The organism is Candidatus Kinetoplastibacterium crithidii (ex Angomonas deanei ATCC 30255) (assembly GCF_000319225.1).
Classification (GTDB): domain Bacteria; phylum Pseudomonadota; class Gammaproteobacteria; order Burkholderiales; family Burkholderiaceae_B; genus Kinetoplastidibacterium; species Kinetoplastidibacterium crithidii_B.
The window spans coordinates 38,134-58,803 of the sequence record NC_019815.1; the positions used below are offsets into that span (position 1 = coordinate 38,134).

The following is a 20,670-nucleotide window of genomic DNA, read 5'->3' on the forward strand; positions in this document are numbered from 1 at the left end:
TATTTTTTTGAGTAAATCGTATTTTCAAATTATTTTGAATTTGCGCAAAATGCAGAGATTAAACTGAAGAGTTTGATCCTGGCTCAGATTGAACGCTAGCGGAATGCTTTACACATGCAAGTCGAACGGCAGCACGAACTTCGGTTTGGTGGCGAGTGGCGGACGGGTGAGTAATATATCGGAACGTGCCCAGTAGAGGGGGATAACTACGCGAAAGCGTGGCTAATACCGCATATTCCCTAAGGGGGAAAGCGGGGGATCTTCGGACCTCGCGCTATTGGATCGGCCGATATCGGATTAGCTAGTTGGTGAGGTAATGGCTCACCAAGGCGACGATCCGTAGCTGGTCTGAGAGGACGACCAGCCACACTGGGACTGAGACACGGCCCAGACTCCTACGGGAGGCAGCAGTGGGGAATTTTGGACAATGGGGGAAACCCTGATCCAGCCATTCCGCGTGTGCGATGAAGGCCTTAGGGTTGTAAAGCACTTTTGGCAGGGAAGAAATAGCATTGGCTAATATCTGATGTGAATGACGGTACCTGCAGAATAAGCACCGGCTAACTACGTGCCAGCAGCCGCGGTAATACGTAGGGTGCGAGCGTTAATCGGAATTACTGGGCGTAAAGAGTGCGCAGGCGGTTCGGAAAGAAAGATGTGAAATCCCAGGGCTTAACCTTGGAACTGCATTTTTGACTACCGAACTAGAGTGTACCAGAGGGAGGTAGAATTCCGCATGTAGCAGTGAAATGCGTAGATATGCGGAGGAACACCTATGGCGAAGGCAGCCTCCTGGGGTAACACTGACGCTCATGCACGAAAGCGTGGGGAGCAAACAGGATTAGATACCCTGGTAGTCCACGCCCTAAACGATGTCAACTAGCTGTTGGGATCTTCGGATCTTAGTAGCGCAGCTAACGCGTGAAGTTGACCGCCTGGGGAGTACGGTCGCAAGATTAAAACTCAAAGGAATTGACGGGGACCCGCACAAGCGGTGGATGATGTGGATTAATTCGATGCAACGCGAAAAACCTTACCTACCCTTGACATGTCTAGAATCCCGAAGAGATTTGGGAGTGCTTGCAAAAGAACTAGAACACAGGTGCTGCATGGCTGTCGTCAGCTCGTGTCGTGAGATGTTGGGTTAAGTCCCGCAACGAGCGCAACCCTTGTCATTAGTTGCTACGAAAGGGCACTCTAATGAGACTGCCGGTGACAAACCGGAGGAAGGTGGGGATGACGTCAAGTCCTCATGGCCCTTATGGGTAGGGCTTCACACGTCATACAATGGTCGGGACAGAGGGCTGCCAACCCGCGAGGGGGAGCTAATCCCACAAACCCGATCGTAGTCCGGATCGTAGTCTGCAACTCGACTACGTGAAGTCGGAATCGCTAGTAATCGCGGATCAGCATGTCGCGGTGAATACGTTCTCGGGTCTTGTACACACCGCCCGTCACACCATGGGAGTGGGTTTTACCAGAAGTAGTTAGCCTAACCGCAAGGAGGGCGATTACCACGGTAGGATTCATGACTGGGGTGAAGTCGTAACAAGGTAGCCGTATCGGAAGGTGCGGCTGGATCACCTCCTTTAAGAGCATATGAACTACATATTAAGTGCCTACAATTATCGATTGTTATTTAGCTGAGATTGGTAGTAAGCAGGGTTGCGACAGATTCTTCATTGGGGTTTGCCCAAAGTTATGCTAACCCTATAAATGCATGGGTCTGGTAGCTCAGCTGGTTAGAGCACCGTCTTGATAAGGCGGGGGTCGTTGGTTCAAGTCCAACCAGACCCACCATCTGTTTGAGTAATACCTTTCTGTGGTACTATGGGGGTGTAGCTCAATTGGGAGAGCGCCTGCTTTGCAAGCAGGAGGTCATCGGTTCGATCCCGTTCACCTCCACCAATTTAGAATTTAATTTTTAGGCTTGTTTCAAGTTTAAAAATTAAGTTTTATTAGCTGATTGTTCTTTAAAAATCTAGAAGAGACGCAACATAAATATGTATAGATTTTACATTTTGTATAATCTATACGATTAGGGTTGTGATTGCATTAATTATAATTATGTTCTTTGAGAGTAAAATCTTTAGAATATTTATGAACAGCACAAACATGTAGTTAACTTTAATTCATATAGCCTTTAGTGTTATAGGATCAAGTGAATAAGTGCATATGGTGGATGCCTTGGCGATCACAGGCGATGAAGGACGTAGTATCTTGCGAAAAGCTGCGGGGAGTTAGAAAACAAACTTTGATCCGCAGATGTCCGAATGGGGAAACCCACCCTCTTAAGAGGGTATCACTGACTGAATATATAGGTCAGTAGAAGCGAACCGGGTGAACTGAAACATCTAAGTAACTCGAGGAAAAGAAATCAACCGAGATTCCGAAAGTAGTGGCGAGCGAAATCGGATCAGCCTTTACGTTATAGCGTTATTGATAGTCGAAAAAGATGGAAATCTTTGCCATAGTAGGTGATAGCCCTGTAGACGAAATCTTTGATGTGGAACTAAGCGTAAGAAAAGTAGGGCGGGACACGCGAAATCCTGTTTGAATATGGGGGGACCATCCTCCAAGGCTAAATACTCGTGATCGACCGATAGTGAACCAGTACCGTGAGGGAAAGGCGAAAAGAACCCCGGGAGGGGAGTGAAATAGATCCTGAAACCGTATGCATACAAACAGTAGGAGCGGATTTATTCCGTGACTGCGTACCTTTTGTATAATGGGTCAGCGACTTACATTCAGTGGCAAGCTTAACCAAATAGGGGAGGCGTAGCGAAAGCGAGTCCGAATAGGGCGATTTAGTCGCTGGGTGTAGACCCGAAACCAGATGATCTATCCATGGCCAGGTTGAAGGCACGGTAACACGTGCTGAAGGACCGAACCCACTAATGTTGAAAAATTAGGGGATGAGCTGTGGATAGGGGTGAAAGGCTAAACAAATCTGGAAATAGCTGGTTCTCTCCGAAAACTATTTAGGTAGTGCCTCACGTATTACTGTATGGGGTAGAGCACTGTTATAGCTAGGGGGTCATGGCGACTTACCAAACTATGGCAAACTCCGAATACGTACAAGTACAGCGTGGGAGACAGAGCACCGGGTGCTAACGTCCGGACTCAAAAGGGAAACAACCCAGACCGCCAGCTAAGGTCCCAAATTATTGCTAAGTGGGAAACGAAGTGGGAAGGCATAGACAGTCAGGAGGTTGGCTTAGAAGCAGCCATCCTTTAAAGAAAGCGTAATAGCTCACTGATCGAGTCGTCCTGCGCGGAAGATGTAACGGGGCTAAGCAATAAACCGAAGCTGCGGGCGTGTTTTATTACACGCGGTAGGAGAGCGTTCTGTAAGCCTGTGAAGGTGGCTTGTAAAGGCTGCTGGAGGTATCAGAAGTGCGAATGCTGACATGAGTAGCGATAAAGGAGGTGAAAAGCCTCCTCGCCGTAAGTCCAAGGTTTCCTGCGCAACGTTCATCGGCGCAGGGTGAGTCGGCCCCTAAGGCGAGGCAGAGATGCGTAGCTGATGGGAAACTGGTTAATATTCCAGTACCATTGTACAGTGCGATGGGGGGACGGATCGTGGAAGATCATCAGGGTGTTGGATATTCCCTGTTGCTGCATTATAGAAGGTGATTAGGAAAATCCGGTCACGTAATTCGAGGGTGTGGCACGAGCGGATATATTTCGCGAAGTGATTGGAAGTGGTTCCAAGAAAAGCCTCTAAGCTTCAGCTGTACAAGACCGTACCGCAAACCGACACAGGTGGACGGGATGAATATTCTAAGGCGCTTGAGAGAACTCAGGAGAAGGAACTCGGCAAATTGATACCGTAACTTCGGGAGAAGGTATGCCTCATTATTGTGATGAGCTTGCGCTCAAAGCATGAAGAGGCCGCAGATAATCGGTGGCTGCGACTGTTTATTAAAAACATAGCACTCTGCAAAGACGAAAGTCGACGTATAGGGTGTGACGCCTGCCCGGTGCCGGAAGGTTAAGTGATGGGGTGCAAGCTCTTGATCGAAGCCCCGGTAAACGGCGGCCGTAACTATAACGGTCCTAAGGTAGCGAAATTCCTTGTCGGGTAAGTTCCGACCTGCACGAATGGCGTAACGATGGCCACACTGTCTCCTCCTGAGACTCAGCGAAGTTGAAGTGTTTGTGATGATGCAATCTACCCGCGGCTAGACGGAAAGACCCCATGAACCTTTACTGTAGCTTTGCATTGGGTTGTGAATAATCTTGTGTAGGATAGGTGGGAGGCTTTGAAGCATAACCGCTAGGTTATGTGGAGCCAACCTTGAAATACCACCCTGGATTGTTTGCGATTCTAACCTTGATCCGTTATCCGGATTTGGGACAGTGCATGGTGGGCAGTTTGACTGGGGCGGTCTCCTCCTAAAGAGTAACGGAGGAGTTCTAAGGTACGCTAGGTACGGTCGGAAATCGTGCTGTTAGTGCAATGGCATAAGCGTGCTTAACTGTGAGACTGACACGTCGAACAGATGCGAAAGCAGGACATAGTGATCCGGTGGTTCTGAATGGAAGGGCCATCGCTCAACGGATAAAAGGTACTCTGGGGATAACAGGCTGATACCGCCCAAGAGTTCATATCGACGGCGGTGTTTGGCACCTCGATGTCGGCTCATCTCATCCTGGGGCTGTAGTCGGTCCCAAGGGTATGGCTGTTCGCCATTTAAAGAGGTACGTGAGCTGGGTTTAAAACGTCGTGAGACAGTTTGGTCCCTATCTGCCGTGGGCGTTGGATACTTGACAGAGCCTGCTCCTAGTACGAGAGGACCGGAGTGGACGTACCTCTGGTGTACCGGTTGTCATGCCAATGGCATAGCCGGGTAGCTAAGTACGGAAGAGATAACCGCTGAAGGCATCTAAGCGGGAAACTCGTCTGAAGATAAGGTATCCCGGGGACTAGATCCCCCTAAAGGGTCGTTCAAGACTAGGACGTTGATAGGTCGGGTGTGTAAGTGCAGTAATGTATTAAGCTAACCGATACTAATTGCCCGTGAGGCTTGATCCTATAACTCTACAGGTTATTGAGATAATTATATGTTATGATATTAATTAATGTGGTTACATCCTAATTTATATTTTTGTTGCTTCTTCTTAGATTATTTTTATGTTTGTTATTTTGTAGACAAACAGCGTACAGGTTATGCCTGATGACTATAGCAAGGTTGTTCCACTCCTTCCCATCTCGAACAGGACAGTTAAACGCCTTTGCGCCGATGATAGTAGACTTTTAGTCTGTGAAAGTAGGTTATCGTCAGGCTTTTATTTAAAACCCTACAGATAAGAGTCTGTAGGGTTTTTTTGTATCTAAAATTAATTCTTAATAATTAATCTCTATGATATGGATGATTATTTAATATGCTATATACTCTGTATAGTTGTTCTATTAGTATAATTTTTACCATATGATGTGGGAATGTTAGAGAAGATAGTTTTATTTTTTTGTTGTGCTAAATATTTATTAGTACTAGACTTGGATTATTAAATATTTGATTTTTCAAGGAGATAATACAGTGAGTTTTTCTGATTCCTCATCTTCAGGCTTTTTTTCAAATCCTAAAACAATAACAAAGATTGTATATATTCTTTTTGCTCTAGGCTTTATAACATCAGGCTTTTTTTGGCCATCAACTCTTTTGTCTGTAGTTATTATATATAATAAAAGAGGTGAGCTTGGTAATGCTATGTATGTGGAGCATTTTGATTGGTTACTGTATACTTTTTGGTTATCTTTATTTTTAATAACATTAGGTCTTATTTTAACTTTTATTTATATTGGATATCTAGTTATTTTATTAACTGTTGTTTGGGTAATGTATCGTTTGGTTAAAGGTTTTAGTTGTTTATGTGATGAGATCTCTCCTTATAATACAAATACATAGACTTTATATTTTGTTTGATTTATATATATGGATAAATTAGTTGATAGTATTATAATTACTAAGCCTGATGATTGGCATGTTCATTTCAGGGATGGAGAAATGTTAGATGCTGTTATCTTTGATACAGTTAAGCAATTCTCAAGAGCTATAATAATGCCAAATTTATCTGAGCCTATTACAACCACCAACATGGCAAAGAATTATAGACATAGAATTTTAGATTCACTTGCTAGATTAAAGAAAAATAATCAAATTTCTAAAGAAAGTAGTTTTACACCATTGATGACATTGTATTTAACAGATAATACTAAACCTGAAGAGGTTTTAAATGCTCATTCATCAGGTTTTGTTTTTGCTTTTAAACTGTATCCTGCCGCATCTACAACAAATTCTACTGCAGGTGTTTCTAATTTATTTGAAAATTGTAGAGAAGTGCTTGAGAAATTACAATATATTGGTATGCCTCTTTTAATTCATGCAGAGCTACCAGATAAAAATATTGATATCTTTGATAGAGAGAGATTCTTCATTGATAAGATCATGACTCCTTTAAGAAGAGATTTTCCTGACATAAAGTTAGTATTTGAACATGTATCTACAAAAGAGGGAGTAGACTTTGTTATGGAAGATACAGGTCCAATTGCAGCTACAGTAACACCTCAACATTTGATCTATAATAGAAATAGCCTTTTTTCTGGAGGATTAAACCCTCATCTTTACTGTCTGCCAATACTAAAAGCAGAAGAACATAGAAAGGCTATACTTAAAGCTGTTTTTAGTGGTAGTGCACGTTTTTTCTTGGGCACAGATAGCGCTCCTCATATCCGTTCTTTAAAAGAAAATAGATGTGGATGTGCAGGTTGCTATAATGCATATAATGCAATGGCTTTATATGCTAGTATTTTCGATGAAAATAATAGCTTAGATAAGCTTGAGGCTTTTGCTAGTTTTAATGGTCCTGATTTTTATGGCTTGCCTAGAAATAGAGATTTTTTTGTTTTGCATAGAAAAGAAAATATTATTCCTGATATGTTAGAGATAGGTAAAATCCAACTTATTCCTTTAGGAGCTGGCAGCACGATTAACTGGTGTATTTAATTAAGTGTTGTTGTGTTTGTTATTTTTTTCTTCAAGAGTTTCCCATCTTAAATATTTTTCTTCAATTGCTAGAGATATTGTTTCTATTTTTATATTTATTTCCTCTAATTCTGGATTAGGTTTTTGATGCATTTGAGGGGTGCTAAGCTTTGCTGTTAGTTCATATAGTTTGTTTTCTAATGTAGTTATTGTTTTTGTAATTTCTTCTAATTCTTTTACTTCCCAAGGTTGTAGCTTACTTACTTTGTTTCCTGATTTTTTTTCTGGGTTTTTGTTTATCAATATGTTTTTATTGATTTTTTCTTGTTTTTTATAGTAGAAGTACTCATTTGTGTCTATTGTTCCAAATGTATTAATCCAATTGCCATTTCCTTTGAATACTATTGTTTGAGTAACTATATTATTTAGAAAGGTGCGATCATGACTAACTATTATAATAGTTCCATGGTAATTTTGTAGTTTTTCTTCTAGAACTTCTACGCTTTCTATGTCCAGATCATTGGTTGGTTCATCTAAGATTAATACATTTGTGGGCTTTGATAATAACATTGCTAATGCTAATCTTGTTTTTTCTCCTCCTGATAGAGTCTTTACTAAGTTATGAATCTTAGATGGGTGAAATAGAAAATTTTCTAGATATTTAATAACATGTATGTTTTTATTATCATAGAATATCCATTCTCCATTTATACTTATATTTTCTAAAATAGTCTTATCTTCATATAGAGAATTTTTTTGTTGATCAAAATAGCCCACATTTATGTTTGTTCCAGTTTCTACGCTACCAGAGTCTGGATGATCTTTTTGTAGAATTATGTTTAATAATGTCGTTTTGCCGACACTGTTAGGACCAACTATACCAACCCTATCTTTTCTTATTATTTCAGTAGAAAAATTATCTATAATCTTTATATTATTATAGCTTTTGCTAACGGATTTAACTTTATATACTATTTTTCCAGATATCTTGCTTTCATTAAATGTTATTTTGAGTGTTCCTGTGTTTTTTATTCTTTCTTCTCGTTGTTGTCTAAGTTGTTCTAAACGTCTAACTCTACCTTCATTACGTTTTCTTCTTGCTTGTACACCTTTTCTAATCCATAATTCTTCTTGGTGTAAGACTTCATCAAGTTTTTTTTCCAATGTTTCTTCTGATTCGATAATTTGATCTTTATGAGATTGCCATTTGGAATAGTTACCAGGAAAATAAAATATTTTATTTTTATCAATTTCAATAATTTTATTGGTAGTTTTATCTAGAAAATAACGGTCATGTGTGACCAAAATTAATGATTTTTTCCATTTAGATAATTTATCTGCAAAATATTCTATTCCTTCAATATCTAAATGGTTGGTTGGTTCATCTAACATTAACAAATCAGGATCACTTACTATTGCTTTTGCTAGTGCTACTTTTTTGTATACTCCTTTTGATATGTTCTTTATTAAGAGATTTTCATCGAGATTAAGATCATTGATTATTTTTTTAGTTCTTGCTACTTTATTGTTATCATAATGTTGATAATCAGATGACATGTCATTGTATATAGCCTTAAATATATTAATATCTTCTTGCAATATTGGCTCTTGTTCAACATAAGATATTTTTATGTTAGCTTTTTTGCTTATGGATCCATTGTCGATTAAGTGTTTCCCATCGATCATATCTAGAAAAGATGATTTTCCAGATCCATTTCTTCCGATCAATCCAATACGATCATTGTTTTTAATTGCTAAGCTAATATTATCTAATATTTTATGATTTGCATGTGATAAAGTAGCTCCGGAAATAATAATTAGGTCAAATAATTTCATATGTTTTAAATTAATAAGTTTTTAAGAAAATAAAATTAAATTGTTTCATATAATCTCAAATTACATTAAAATATATTTGAGAGTAAGTTGGGTGATCGCGGGATATTTTATATATTTCGAGGAAGGTCCGGACTCCACAGGATAGGATAGCGGCTAACAGCCGTCTAGTTTTGTATAATTCTATTGTATAGAGCTAAGAAATAGGGCCACAGAGACGAGTTTGCAATTAACTTATTGATAATAAAATCATTGGTTTTGCAAGGTGAAACGCGGCAACCTTTATCCGGAGCAACATCAAATAGGCATGCGTTTGATATTATATCATGAAGAGTAGTCCGCTTTAGTATGCGGGTAGATGGCTACAACAAATTTGCAAAAATTTGTGCAGATGAATGATCATCAGTTTATTTTTAATAAACCTACAGAATCCGGCCTATAGGCTTACTCTTGTTTGATGATTCAATTTCTTATTGCTTACCCTAATATAGAACAAATCTTTTAAATTGTATTTTCTTAATATATATTTTTTAGCATGAATTTTGAACATAGACCAGTTTTATTAAAAGAAGCGGTAAACTCTTTATTAAAAAAAGAACAAAAGATACATATGTTTTCTTCAAGAGATCATGATCCTATAAGTGGGATATTTATAGACGGTACTTTTGGTCGAGGTGGGCATACTCAGGAGTTATTAAGTTTTTTAGATGATAGTTCTAAAATACTTGTGTTTGATAAAGATCCAGAAGCTATTGAATTTGCTAGGAAAATGTCAGAAAAAGATAATAGGATAGAAGCTATTCATAGCAGTTTTGCTAATATTAAGGATGAGGTTTTTCATAGAAATATTTCTTGTGTTGATGGGATTCTATTAGATCTTGGAGTTTCGTCTCCACAACTTGATGATGGTAGTAGAGGCTTTTCTTTTTTAAAAGAAGGTCCTTTAGATATGAGAATGGATCCTACAAAAGGTATTTCAGTAGCTGAATGGTTGTCTATAGCAAGCGTTGATGAAATTAGGGAAGTTATACTTAATTATGGCGAAGAACGGTTTGCTTTTAAGATTGCAAAAGCAATTGTTGCACGTAGAGAGAAGAAGGCATTTACAACAACCCTTGATCTGGCCGAGTGTATATCCTCTGTTATACCTAAAAAAAAGAATGGTAAACATCCAGCGACTAGAAGTTTCCAAGCCTTAAGGATTTATATTAACAACGAATTATTTGACTTATCGAAAGGTATAACGTCAGCCATAGAAATATTGAAACCAGGGGGAGTATTAGTAACTATAAGTTTTCATTCTTTGGAGGATAGAATTATTAAAAACATCATTACATTTGATGAGTCAAAAAAATCTATATATGCAGGACTACCTTTGCTACAAAAGGATTTACCTGTTCCCAAAGTAAGGCAGGTATTAAAAATATTACCTGATGAAAGCGAGGTTTCAAGAAATCCACGAGCTCGTTCTGCTGTTTTAAGAGTTGCTCAAAAGTCTTTCCTTTAATAGGTGATTTAGTTTTTAAATTATGAATTAATTTTTTGTTTTAATGTGCACGAAAAATTAAGGATTGCATATTTATGATAAATTTAATAGATGCCTCCAAATATCAGGTTGAGGAAGTATTTCTATGGCTAAAAAAAAATACACCAAATTATGCTCGTCTAATTCCAGACTCTAGGAAAATATTGCATGGAGACGTGTTTGTTTTAAATGGAGTGTCTAATCAAAATGATCTCTCATTATATATAGCAGAAGCTATAAATAAGAAAGCTTCTGCTATTGTAATAGAAAAAAATTTTGAGGTGTCAAATGAACTTATAAAACAGAACAATATCAAGTGCTTAAAGGTTCATAATTTAGGTGCAATATTAGGTTATTTAGCAGATAAATGGTACGGCCAGCCTTCATCAAAAATTGAAATTATTGCTATTACAGGAACAAATGGTAAAACCACTTGTGCAAATTGGATAGCACAGTCTTTAAATAATCATGGTAGAAAATGTGGGGTTATAGGAACCATTGGTGCTATTTTGCCTGACGGAAGAGTTATTTATAGAGGATTAACTACTCCTGATATCCTAATGATGCATTGGATAATATTTGAAATGTATATGGATGGTGTGGAGTTTATAGTTATGGAAGCATCCTCTATAGGCATAGATCAAGGGCGATTAAACTCATTGAAGTTAAAAATTGCTTGTTTTACTAATTTGACTAGAGATCATTTGGATTATCATAAAAATTTAAATGCCTATCAATTAGCAAAGAGCAAATTATTTAGTTTTGAATCTTTAAGTAATATTGTGATAAATATTGATGATTTTTTTGGTAGGGAAATCTTAAAACAAACTCCACGTAGTTTGCAAATAACATTTGGTTTGGATCATCAGTTAGATCCTAATATATCAGCTTATGATATAAGTAAAACTGAAAAAGGTTATAGTTTTAGAATAGCTATTTTCGATTATTTTTCTAATGTAGTATTTGGTGTTATAGGCGAGCATAACATATCGAATGTTTTATTGGTAGTAGGCGTTTTAAAAACCATTGGTATGGCCAATAAAGATATCATCCATGCCATAGAAAAACTAAAAAATGTTTATGGAAGAATGGAGGTTGTTGAACCTTTGTTAGGTTTTAGACACAATAATATGGCAACTGTTGTTATAGACTATGCTCATACTCCTGATGCTTTAGAGAAAACATTGATTTCTTTAAAAGAGAAAAGTATTTTGAAACAAGGAAAATTAATTTGTGTTTTTGGGTGTGGTGGAGATAGAGACCAAGGAAAAAGAAAAGATATGACTAAAATTGCTTTATCAATTTCTGATAAAGTAGTAATTACTAGTGATAATCCACGTAGTGAAGATCCTGAAGTAATTATATCTCAAATGTTAGAAGGAAATGATTATTCTGATAATGTTTTTGTCATTAGTAAACGTTCTCGAGCAATATTATATGCAATATGGAATTCAGATTATCGTGATATTGTTTTGATAGCAGGTAAAGGTCATGAAAAATATCAAGATGGTATATATGGAAAAATATTTTTTGATGATACGCAATGGTCTCAATTAGCTATGATTTTACCTAATGCGTCTGGTGTTTCAATAGATTCTAGATCTTTAGAAAAAGGTAATTTATTTTTTGCTTTAAAAGGCCCTAACTTTAATGGTCATGATTATTTGGATTCTGCATATAGAAAAGGTGCTTGTGCTGCGATTGTTTCTCATGACTTGCAGCATCCTTCAGAAAAAATACCTCAAATTCTAGTTGATAATACTTATGATGCATTAATTGACACAAGTTTTTCATGGAGAAGAAAGTGTCATATTTCTTCTATAGCAGTAGTTGGCAGTAATGGAAAAACAACTACTAAAGAAATGATTTCGCTTATTTTATCTAGTTTTCTAGGCAATGATTATTGTCATCATACAAAAGGTAATCTTAATAATCATATAGGTGTACCTTTAACTATATTAGGACTTAAAGAAAACCATAAGGTTGGTGTTTTTGAGCTTGGAATGAATCATCCTGGCGAAATTAACATACTGTCTGAAATAGTAAAGCCTAATATAGCTGTTATAACTAATGCTCAAAGAGAACATCAAGAGTTTATGAAAGATGTCAATTCTGTTGCCTATGAAAATGGGAGTGTTATAAATTTTATTGCAGAGGATGGATTTGTTATATATCCAGGAGATGACATTTGTACCAAAATCTGGGATGAGCTATCTATCGGGAAAAAAGTTTTGCGGTTCGGCCTTAATAAAGATTGTAACGTATATGCAAAAGATGTATTTTTATCGAAAGAAAAAACTAGTTGTATTGTTGTTTTTAATGCAGAGATATCATCTCCATTAACGTTAAATATTCCAGGAATACATAATTTAAAGAATGCTTTGGCTGCTATTACTGTTGCATTGGCTTTTGGCATTCCATTTTTTAAAGCCATTAAATATATTTCCTGTTTCCAATCTTTAAAAGGAAGGATGTGTTTTCACAGGCTTGATAATGGAGTCATATTAATAGATGATACTTATAATTCCAACCCTGATTCTGCTATAGCTGCAATAGATGTGTTAAAGAAATTACAGAAACCTCAGATTTTAGTATTTGGTGACATGGGCGAAGTTGGTTCAGATGGCAACAGTATGCATCATGAAATAGGGAAATATGCATATGAAAATGGTATTGATTCATTAATTGCTATAGGAGATTTTAGTAATGTCTTATTAGAATCTTTTGGTGCTAACTCTTTGGTTTGTAAAGATATAGAAGAAATTATTGAAATAATAAATAAAATTTCAGGGCCTGCTAGTGTTTTAGTAAAAGGATCTCGTTTTATGAAAATGGAACGAATTATATCTCATTTTGAAAATAATAATCTATAATAGAGGAATAAATGTTTTATGAGTTTTTTAAATACCTTGATTGTTTTCAGGCATGTGAAAATATTATTTTTAGAGCTTTAGGGGCTTGTTTCACATCTATGTTCATAGGTGTTTCATTATTTCCATATCTAATTAGGAAATTACAACAGTTAAAAATTAAACAGTCGATTCGTATATATGGCCCTAAATCTCATTTAGTTAAGGAAGGAATTCCAACAATGGGAGGGCTCATTATATTAATATCAATTTTTATTAGTTCTTTTTTTTGGACTGATTTAAATAATAAGTATATTTGGACTGTATCTATAACAATGATTTTATTTGGAACAATAGGTTTTTTTGATGATTTTATTAAGGTTGTTTATAATAATCCAGAGGGAATTTCTGCAAAATTAAAGTTATTATTACAGATAGTTAGTGCGGTAATAATTGCTTTTGTTATAGTCCAGATTACTATAGATGAAAGATCTTGTTTTAGTTATGACCTATTGCTGCCATTTTTTAAATCTTTTAATTGGCAAATAGGTGTTATAACTTTTATTTTTTTAACTGTTTTTGTTATAGTTGGAACAAGTAATGCCGTTAATCTAACTGATGGTTTAGATGGTCTTGTTTCTTTTCCTGTCATTTTGGTTTCTGGTGCTTTAGGTATTTTTGCTTATATAATTGGCAATGAAACTTATTCGAGCACTCTATTATTTCCTTATGTAAATTCTTCTAATGAACTATTGGTTCTCTGTGCTGCGATAATAGGTTCTGAACTGGCGTTTTTATGGTTTAATGCTCATCCTGCTACAGTATTTATGGGTGATGTAGGTTCTTTATCTTTAGGCGCAACATTGGGAGTTATATCAATTATTGTCAGACAGGAAATAACACTTGTTATAATGGGTGGTATTTTTGTTGTTGAAGCTGTCTCTGTTATGATTCAGGTTTTTTGGTTTAAGTATTCAAAAAAAAGATATGGAGTTGGTAGAAGATTTTTCAAAATGACTCCGCTTCATCATCATTTTGAAATTGCAGGTTGGAAAGAGACACAAGTAGTAGTAAGATTTTGGATTATAAATATTATATTAGTATTGATATCATTATCTTCTTTGATTTTATAAGATGAAAATTCAAAATAATCCGTTGGTTATGATAATAGGTCTGGGTGATTCTGGATTGTTTTCTGCTTGGTGGTGTTTGTATTCAGGTTTCGATATTATAGTGGTAGATTCTTCTATAGACTCTAAAGGTGTTGTAGAATTAAAGGAGAATTTTCCTAGCAAAAACATTACATCTTACTTAGGATGTAATGAAGATTTTTATACAGAGTGGTTAATAGGAGTTGCTTATATAGTTATTAGTCCAGGAATTAGTCCCAATAAAGTTTTTGGTAAAAAAATTTTTGCAGCAGCTAATGAAAAAAATATTGAAATTATCGGAGATATTGAATTATTTGCTAGGGCTTTAAGCTTTTTAAAAATAGAATATGACTATAATCCTAAAATAATAGCTATTACTGGGACTAATGGAAAAACTACAGTTACATCTTTAACTTATGAAATACTTAAAAAATCTGGGGTGCTAGTATGTAAAGCCGGGAATATAGGTCCTCCAGTTTTAAAGGCTTTGATGGATGAGGTAGAACAAGATGTTTTGCCTGAAGTATGGGTTTTGGAAATATCAAGTTTCCAGCTGTATACGATCAAGTCTTTATGCCCAGATGTGTCAGTTGTTTTGAATCTGGACTTTGACCATATTGATTGGCATGGAACTGTAGATTCTTATTGGGAGACAAAAGTAAATCTCTTAAGGATATCAAAAACATCAATAATTAATCGTAATGATCACGTTTTAATGCAAAAAATGTTAAATTCCAAAATAGATTCATATAGTTTTGGATCAGATGTTCCTACGCATGATTCTTGTTTTGGTTTGGTTACTAGAGAAGACTCAAAATGGCTTGTAGTTTTTATTGAAAAAAAATCTAATAGTCTTTGCAAGATAAGTAATGATGATTTTAACTATAAAGAAGATTTAAAGAAAGGATTTAATTGTTATTTATTAAAATCCAATTTATTAAAAATTAGAGGGATACATAATTACACTAATGTATTAGCTTCTTTGCAATTAATTAGTTTTATCATGCCATTAACTAGTTCTATGTTAAAAACAGCATGTGATTATTTAGGAGAACCACATAGAATACAATTTGTAGCTGAAATAGGTGGAGTGAGTTATTTTGATGATAGTAAGGGAACTAATATAAGTGCAACTATAACAGCTTTGAAGAGTTTTGATAAAAAAACTATTTTGATAATGGGTGGAGTAGGAAAAAATCAAGATTTTTCATATATTTGTAGCACAATTGCAGAATATGCAAAGATAGTTATTTTGATAGGTGTAGATAGCTCAGAGATTTTTGAAGCAATCAAAATAGCAAATGTCCCTTGTTTCTTTTCATTTACTATGGAAGATGCTGTTTTAAAAGCGTCTAGTTACGCAAGTAGAGGAGATGTGGTCTTATTATCTCCTGCTTGTGCTAGTTTTGATATGTTTGATAACTATAGTCATAGAGGCAATGTTTTCTCTAATGCAGTAATGACACTTGCTAAATCATAACAATTTCTTTGTTTGATTATCGTTAGCGTATAATTAGCTATGTTTATATAGCTAATTTTCCATTTAAAATTAGTTTTTTTTATAGAAAATCTAAAAACTCTTGTTAGAGATTTAAATATGAAAAAAAGTTTAGTAATTATTGCGGCTGGAGGCACTGCTGGACATATTATGCCAGGGTTAGTTATAGCTGATGTTTTAAAGAAAAGAAATTGGGATGTTCTATGGCTAGGTAATAGACATAAAATGGAGAGTGATCTAGTTCGATCAAATGGAGTGGATTTTCGTTCTATTAATTTTGATGGCTTACCAAATAGAAAAATTACTACATTGTTAAGCTTTCCATTTAAACTTTTAATTTCGATGATGAATGTCTGGAAAATATTTTATTTAAAAAAACCAGATTTAGTAATTGGTATGGGTGGTTATATAACTATTCCTGTATGTTTAGTAGCTTCATTGAAGAGAATACCTATTGTTCTGCATGAACAAAATGCAGTTATGGGTCGAGCAAATAGCATTCTCTATAAGTTTGCATCACAAGTTTTGAGTGGTTATCCTATTGATCATTATAAAAATATAAAGTTTGTTGGTAATCCAGTTCGTAATGAATTTTTAAACATATCTTCATCCTACTATCGCTACGATCTTAGGGCCGATAAAACATTGAAATTGCTAGTATTGGGAGGCAGTCTTGGTTCTGGAGACATTAATAATTGCGTGCCGGAGGCTATTCATTTATTGCCCACAGAAGAAAGGCCTTTAGTGTTCCATCAATGTGGAAATAAACATGTAAAGAAAATAAATGAAAAATATAAAGAACTTGGTTTAAAGGCAGATTGTGTAGGATTTATAGATAATATATCTCAAGAATTATCTAATGCTGATTTAGTGATTTGTAGATCTGGGGCAATGACTATTGCTGAAATCACAGCTGTTGGAGTTGCTTCTTTATTAATTCCTTTTCCTAACGCTGTAAAGAATCATCAATGGAAAAATGCTGAGTTTCTATATAGAGTTGGAGCTGCATGGCTTATAAAGCAAGATGAACTTACGCCAGAATGGTTGGCTTGTTGGTTGAAAACGATTAATAGAAATGATCTCTTAAAAGTAGCTGTTAAAGCACATTCTCTATATAAGCCTGATACTAATAATATTATTGCTGAGTCTTGTGAGAGATTTAAGAAAAATAACACGTATGAAAAAAAATATTAGACATATACATTTTATAGGAATAGGTGGTTCTGGAATGAGCGGAATAGCTGAAGTTCTACTCAATCTAGGATATTATATTACGGGTTCAGATATAAAAGAATCTTTGATTACAAAACATTTGATCTCTTTAGGAGCTGTTATATATATAGGACATGATCCTAAAAATATATATGGATCTGAGGTAGTTGTTGTATCGTCAGCGATATTAAATACAAATTCTGAATTAATAGCAGCTAAGAGTCAACATATACCTATTGTTTCAAGGGCTGTTATGTTAGCTGAGCTTATGAGATTTAAGAAAGGCATAGCCATAGCTGGTACTCATGGGAAGACTACTACAACTAGTTTAATTGCTAGCATGTTAGCACATGGTGGTTTTGACCCAACTTTTGTGATAGGTGGTAAATTAAATTCCATAGGTTCTAATGCTGGTTTGGGTGAGGGTGAATATATAGTAGTGGAAGCAGATGAGTCTGATGGGTCTTTTTTGAATTTGTTACCTGTAATGGCTGTTATTACAAATATTGATGCAGATCATATGGATACATATTCTCATAATATAGATAGACTGAAGCAATCTTTTATAGATTTTGTGCATAGATTGCCTTTTTATGGTAAAGCAATTATATGCTCTGATAACGAAATGGCTTCTAATATAACATCATGTATTTCTCGGCCTGTTATTACATATGGCATATATTCAGATGCTCAAATATATGCCTATGATATTCAAGCAAATAATATGTCTATGTGTTTTACCGTTAGAAGATCTATTGATAAATTGGTTAGTCCTTTAAAAGTCAGATTAAATTTGCCTGGGTTGCATAATGTACAAAATGCTTTAGCTGCTATAGCAGTTGCAACTGAGCTGGAAATTTCTGATCATGATATATGCAATGCATTAGATTCTTTTACTGGAGTTGGGCGAAGGTTTACTTATGTTGGCAAGTTTCCAGTTTCTAGTAATCATAAAGGTGGTTTTTTCGAAGTTATAGATGATTATGGTCATCACCCTGTAGAAATTGCAGCAACAATATCTGCAGCAAGAGGTGCCAGACCTAATAGTCGCATAATTCTGGTTTTTCAACCTCATAGATATACTAGAACTAGAGATTGTTTTGATGAGTTTGTTAATGTCTTGAGCACGGTGGATTGTTTATTATTAACAGAGGTTTATAGTGCAGGGGAAGATCCGTTGATAGATGCAGATGGCAGGTCATTAGCTAGAGTGGTAAAACTGGCAGGAAAAGTAGATCCTATCTTTATAGAAAACAGTACAGATTTGCCACAAGCTATTATTGATTATGTTAGAAATAATGATCTTGTAATTATTATGGGGGCAGGATCTATTAGTAAGGTGGCTTGTCAAATAGGAGATTTAATATGACTATATCTTTTGGCAAGGTTGGAGTGCTGTATGGAGGCCAATCCTCTGAAAGAGAGGTGTCTTTGATCTCAGGGAAAAATATATTCAATGCGTTGAAGAGTAAGGGGTTGGATGTTCATTTGTTTGATACGGGAATTAACAGTCTAGCTGATTTGATAGAAGCAAAATTTTCTGTCGTTTTTATTGCATTACATGGTAGATTTGGAGAAGATGGTGTTATTCAGGGTATTCTAGACCTATTAGGTATTCCATATACTGGAAGTGGTCAATTATCATCTAGTATATCAATCAATAAAATAATTACTAAAAAACTATGGAAATATGAAGGATTGTTAACTCCTGATTTTATGTCCTTATCTGGAAAAAAAGATTTTAGTAATGCATGTGATTTTTTAGGATTGCCTTTAATTGTTAAGCCTGTTGGAGAGGGTTCTACCGTAGGAACAACAGTAGTAAAGCTGTATGATGATATGGATAAAGCATATATAAATGCATCAGTTTTTAATAATGAAGTTTTTGCTGAAAAATTGATTGTTGGTCGAGAACTGACTGTTTCTATTATTGAAAATTCTTCAGGTATTAACGTTCTGCCAATTATAGAAATAATTACTCCTGATAATAGGTGTTACGACTATGAAAGTAAATATTTTTCCAAAGAAACTAAGTATTTATGTCCTGCTAAGTTACCTTTAGAGCTAAATAATGATCTTATAAAGATATGTAAAAAAGCTTATGAAGTGATTCATTGTAAAGGTTGGGCTAGAATAGATATTATTTTGGATAAATTTAACAAAGCATGGTTATTAGAAATTAATACCTGCCCTGGTATGACTATAAATTCACTCATGCCAATTGCAGCAAGAGCGAATGGAATTAATTATGAAGACTTATGTTTGAGCATATTATCAATGGCTTCATTTAAGAAGTAAATAATATTATGCTATATTCTAGATATAGAGTCTAGTTTTATTGTTTAATAACCGGTGAGATTATTATTTTACATATTTAAAAATATTTTTATTAGTAATAATATTATTAAAATTATACCGTGATATAAAAAGGGTTTGAGAGGATCATATGAGGTTTGAGATTCTAGATAATAGTTCTAAAGGAACAATTATAAAAGTTATAGGGGTCGGAGGTGCAGGAGGTAATGCTGTAGCACATATGATTAATAGTGGAATTAAAGGTGTTGATTTTATATGTGCAAATACAGATTCTCAAGCTTTAGCTGCTACTAATGCTCCTGTGCAAATACGTCTTGGAGAGACTGGTTTAGGTGCAGGAGCAAAACCAGAGCAAGGAAGGGCACATGCGGAAACGGCGAGAGAAGAGATACGTTCTGTGTTAGATGGATCCCATATGGTATTTATTACTGCAGGAATGGGAGGAGGTACAGGTACAGGTGCTAGTCCTATTGTTGCAGAAATAGCAAAAAATTTAGGTATATTGACGGTGGGGATTGTAACAAAACCATTTTTATTTGAAGGCAATAAGCGCTTACGTTTAGCAGAAGAAGGTATAGCAGAGTTATCAAAATATGTAGATTCTCTGATTGTTATTTTGAATGAGAATCTTTATGAGTTTATGGATGATGATTCTACACAAGAAGATTGTTTTAAAGCTGCAGATAGTGTTTTACATAATGCCTGTGCTGGTATTGCAGAAATAATTAATGTTGATGGTAATGTTAATGTTGATTTTGAAGACGTGCGTACAATTATGGGCGAGCATGGACAAGCTATGATGGGTACTGCAGTAGCATCTGGTATAGAACGTGCAAAAATTGCAGCAAAACAGGCTATTTCTTGCCCTTTATTAGAAGGAGTGAATTTAGAAGGGGCAAAAGGATTGCTAGTTAATATTACTTCTAATAGATCACTAAAAATGAAGGAAACTCGTGAAATTATGGAAATAATACGTGCTTATGCATCAGAAGATGCTACTGTGATTTTTGGTAATGCTTATGATGATTCTATGGGCGATGAACTTAGAGTTACTGTTGTGGCAACTGGTTTGAATAAGTTTACAGATGATATAAATAATAATAAATTGCAGAGTATTTCTATTGATAAAAAGAGATCAGCTTTTGATTCTAATAAATATCAAAATAGAGTTTCTACTCCATCTGTCATTACGAATCCTAGATTAAAAGATTCTAATATTGAAAATGATAAATCTGTTCAAAGTAATAATGATTTCGATATTCCTAGCTTTCTAAGAAAGAGAGTTGATTAGATTATA

11 protein-coding genes, 2 tRNA genes, 3 rRNA genes, 1 other RNA gene and 1 pseudogene are annotated in these 20,670 nt (G+C 35.3%); 16 read left to right on the forward strand and 2 right to left on the reverse strand.

Going from position 1 to position 20,670, the window contains the following annotated elements:
• Positions 1-60: 60 nt before the first annotated feature.
• The 5 genes from CKCE_RS00150 to rrf all read left to right on the forward strand — a co-directional run bounded on the left by CKCE_RS00150 (position 61) and on the right by rrf (position 5,290).
• Positions 61-1,591: ribosomal RNA gene (locus CKCE_RS00150) — 16S ribosomal RNA — on the forward strand.
• A gap of 131 nt (positions 1,592-1,722) precedes the next feature.
• Positions 1,723-1,800: transfer RNA gene (locus tag CKCE_RS00155), tRNA-Ile, on the forward strand.
• Between the two features lie 32 nt (positions 1,801-1,832).
• A tRNA-Ala gene (locus tag CKCE_RS00160) sits at positions 1,833-1,908 on the forward strand.
• Positions 1,909-2,155: 247 nt separating this feature from the next.
• Positions 2,156-5,038: ribosomal RNA gene (locus CKCE_RS00165) — 23S ribosomal RNA — on the forward strand.
• A gap of 138 nt (positions 5,039-5,176) precedes the next feature.
• A 5S ribosomal RNA gene (gene rrf, locus CKCE_RS00170) occupies positions 5,177-5,290 on the forward strand.
• The 16S, 23S and 5S rRNA genes sit together here with 2 tRNA genes alongside, the layout of an rRNA operon.
• 67 nt (positions 5,291-5,357) lie before the next feature.
• Here the strand turns inward: rrf and CKCE_RS03915 are convergent.
• Positions 5,358-5,477, reverse strand: a pseudogene (locus CKCE_RS03915) (23S rRNA (pseudouridine(1915)-N(3))-methyltransferase RlmH); the annotation flags it as partial.
• Positions 5,478-5,519: 42 nt separating this feature from the next.
• On the opposite strand from CKCE_RS03915, the gene CKCE_RS00175 reads away from it, so the two are divergent.
• Positions 5,520-5,912 carry a DUF4870 family protein gene (locus tag CKCE_RS00175; RefSeq protein ID WP_225968709.1) on the forward strand — a complete coding sequence of 131 codons (393 nt, stop codon included), beginning with the start codon at positions 5,520-5,522 and terminating at the stop codon, positions 5,910-5,912.
• Positions 5,913-5,939: 27 nt separating this feature from the next.
• On the forward strand, positions 5,940-7,010 hold the full coding sequence (gene pyrC, locus CKCE_RS00180) for a dihydroorotase (protein ID WP_015238299.1): 1,071 nt from the start codon (positions 5,940-5,942) through the stop codon (positions 7,008-7,010).
• On the opposite strand, the gene CKCE_RS00185 is transcribed toward pyrC, so the two are convergent.
• Positions 7,011-8,825, reverse strand: a complete 1,815-nt coding sequence (locus tag CKCE_RS00185) for an ABC-F family ATP-binding cassette domain-containing protein (RefSeq protein WP_015238300.1) — start codon at positions 8,823-8,825, stop codon at positions 7,011-7,013.
• A 79-nt stretch (positions 8,826-8,904) separates the two neighbouring features.
• Here CKCE_RS00185 and rnpB point away from each other — a divergent pair.
• The 9 genes from rnpB to ftsZ all read left to right on the forward strand — a co-directional run bounded on the left by rnpB (position 8,905) and on the right by ftsZ (position 20,664).
• Positions 8,905-9,277, forward strand: an RNA gene (rnpB, locus tag CKCE_RS03920) — RNase P RNA component class A.
• A gap of 80 nt (positions 9,278-9,357) precedes the next feature.
• A complete protein-coding gene (gene rsmH, locus CKCE_RS00190; RefSeq protein ID WP_015238301.1) occupies positions 9,358-10,329 on the forward strand; it encodes a 16S rRNA (cytosine(1402)-N(4))-methyltransferase RsmH in 972 nt (323 codons plus the stop codon).
• 74 nt (positions 10,330-10,403) lie between these two features.
• Complete coding sequence (locus tag CKCE_RS00195) at positions 10,404-13,220, forward strand: UDP-N-acetylmuramoyl-L-alanyl-D-glutamate--2,6-diaminopimelate ligase (protein ID WP_015238302.1); 2,817 nt, start codon at positions 10,404-10,406, stop codon at positions 13,218-13,220.
• A gap of 11 nt (positions 13,221-13,231) precedes the next feature.
• Positions 13,232-14,329 (forward strand): phospho-N-acetylmuramoyl-pentapeptide-transferase, encoded by a 1,098-nt coding sequence (gene mraY, locus CKCE_RS00200; RefSeq protein ID WP_015238303.1) that lies wholly within the window; start codon positions 13,232-13,234, stop codon positions 14,327-14,329.
• Between the two features lies 1 nt (position 14,330).
• The gene (gene murD / locus CKCE_RS00205; protein ID WP_015238304.1) at positions 14,331-15,827 is read left to right on the forward strand and encodes a UDP-N-acetylmuramoyl-L-alanine--D-glutamate ligase; all 1,497 of its coding nucleotides are present in this window, start codon (positions 14,331-14,333) and stop codon (positions 15,825-15,827) included.
• 117 nt (positions 15,828-15,944) lie between these two features.
• Positions 15,945-17,039 (forward strand): undecaprenyldiphospho-muramoylpentapeptide beta-N-acetylglucosaminyltransferase, encoded by a 1,095-nt coding sequence (gene murG / locus CKCE_RS00210; RefSeq protein ID WP_015238305.1) that lies wholly within the window; start codon positions 15,945-15,947, stop codon positions 17,037-17,039.
• The gene (gene murC / locus CKCE_RS00215; RefSeq protein ID WP_015238306.1) at positions 17,023-18,426 is read left to right on the forward strand and encodes a UDP-N-acetylmuramate--L-alanine ligase; all 1,404 of its coding nucleotides are present in this window, start codon (positions 17,023-17,025) and stop codon (positions 18,424-18,426) included. The genes murG and murC overlap by 17 nt, the downstream gene beginning before the upstream one ends.
• Complete coding sequence (locus CKCE_RS00220; RefSeq protein ID WP_015238307.1) at positions 18,423-19,355, forward strand: D-alanine--D-alanine ligase; 933 nt, start codon at positions 18,423-18,425, stop codon at positions 19,353-19,355. The genes murC and CKCE_RS00220 overlap by 4 nt, the downstream gene beginning before the upstream one ends.
• Before the next feature lie 148 nt (positions 19,356-19,503).
• Positions 19,504-20,664, forward strand: coding sequence for a cell division protein FtsZ (gene ftsZ / locus CKCE_RS00225; RefSeq protein WP_015238308.1), 1,161 nt, complete (start codon positions 19,504-19,506; stop codon positions 20,662-20,664).
• Positions 20,665-20,670: the final 6 nt, after the last annotated feature.

Bases quoted from the DNA above. Each gene is read 5' to 3' on its own strand.
- pyrC (WP_015238299.1), top strand. From the start codon at position 5,940: ATGGATAAATTAGTTGATAGTATTATAATTACTAAGCCTGATGATTGG.
- CKCE_RS00185 (WP_015238300.1), bottom strand. From the start codon at position 8,825: ATGAAATTATTTGACCTAATTATTATTTCCGGAGCTACTTTATCACAT.
- rsmH (WP_015238301.1), top strand. From the start codon at position 9,358: ATGAATTTTGAACATAGACCAGTTTTATTAAAAGAAGCGGTAAACTCT.
- CKCE_RS00195 (WP_015238302.1), top strand. From the start codon at position 10,404: ATGATAAATTTAATAGATGCCTCCAAATATCAGGTTGAGGAAGTATTT.
- mraY (WP_015238303.1), top strand. From the start codon at position 13,232: ATGTTTTATGAGTTTTTTAAATACCTTGATTGTTTTCAGGCATGTGAA.
- murD (WP_015238304.1), top strand. From the start codon at position 14,331: ATGAAAATTCAAAATAATCCGTTGGTTATGATAATAGGTCTGGGTGAT.
- murG (WP_015238305.1), top strand. From the start codon at position 15,945: ATGAAAAAAAGTTTAGTAATTATTGCGGCTGGAGGCACTGCTGGACAT.
- murC (WP_015238306.1), top strand. From the start codon at position 17,023: ATGAAAAAAAATATTAGACATATACATTTTATAGGAATAGGTGGTTCT.
- CKCE_RS00220 (WP_015238307.1), top strand. From the start codon at position 18,423: ATGACTATATCTTTTGGCAAGGTTGGAGTGCTGTATGGAGGCCAATCC.
- ftsZ (WP_015238308.1), top strand. From the start codon at position 19,504: ATGAGGTTTGAGATTCTAGATAATAGTTCTAAAGGAACAATTATAAAA.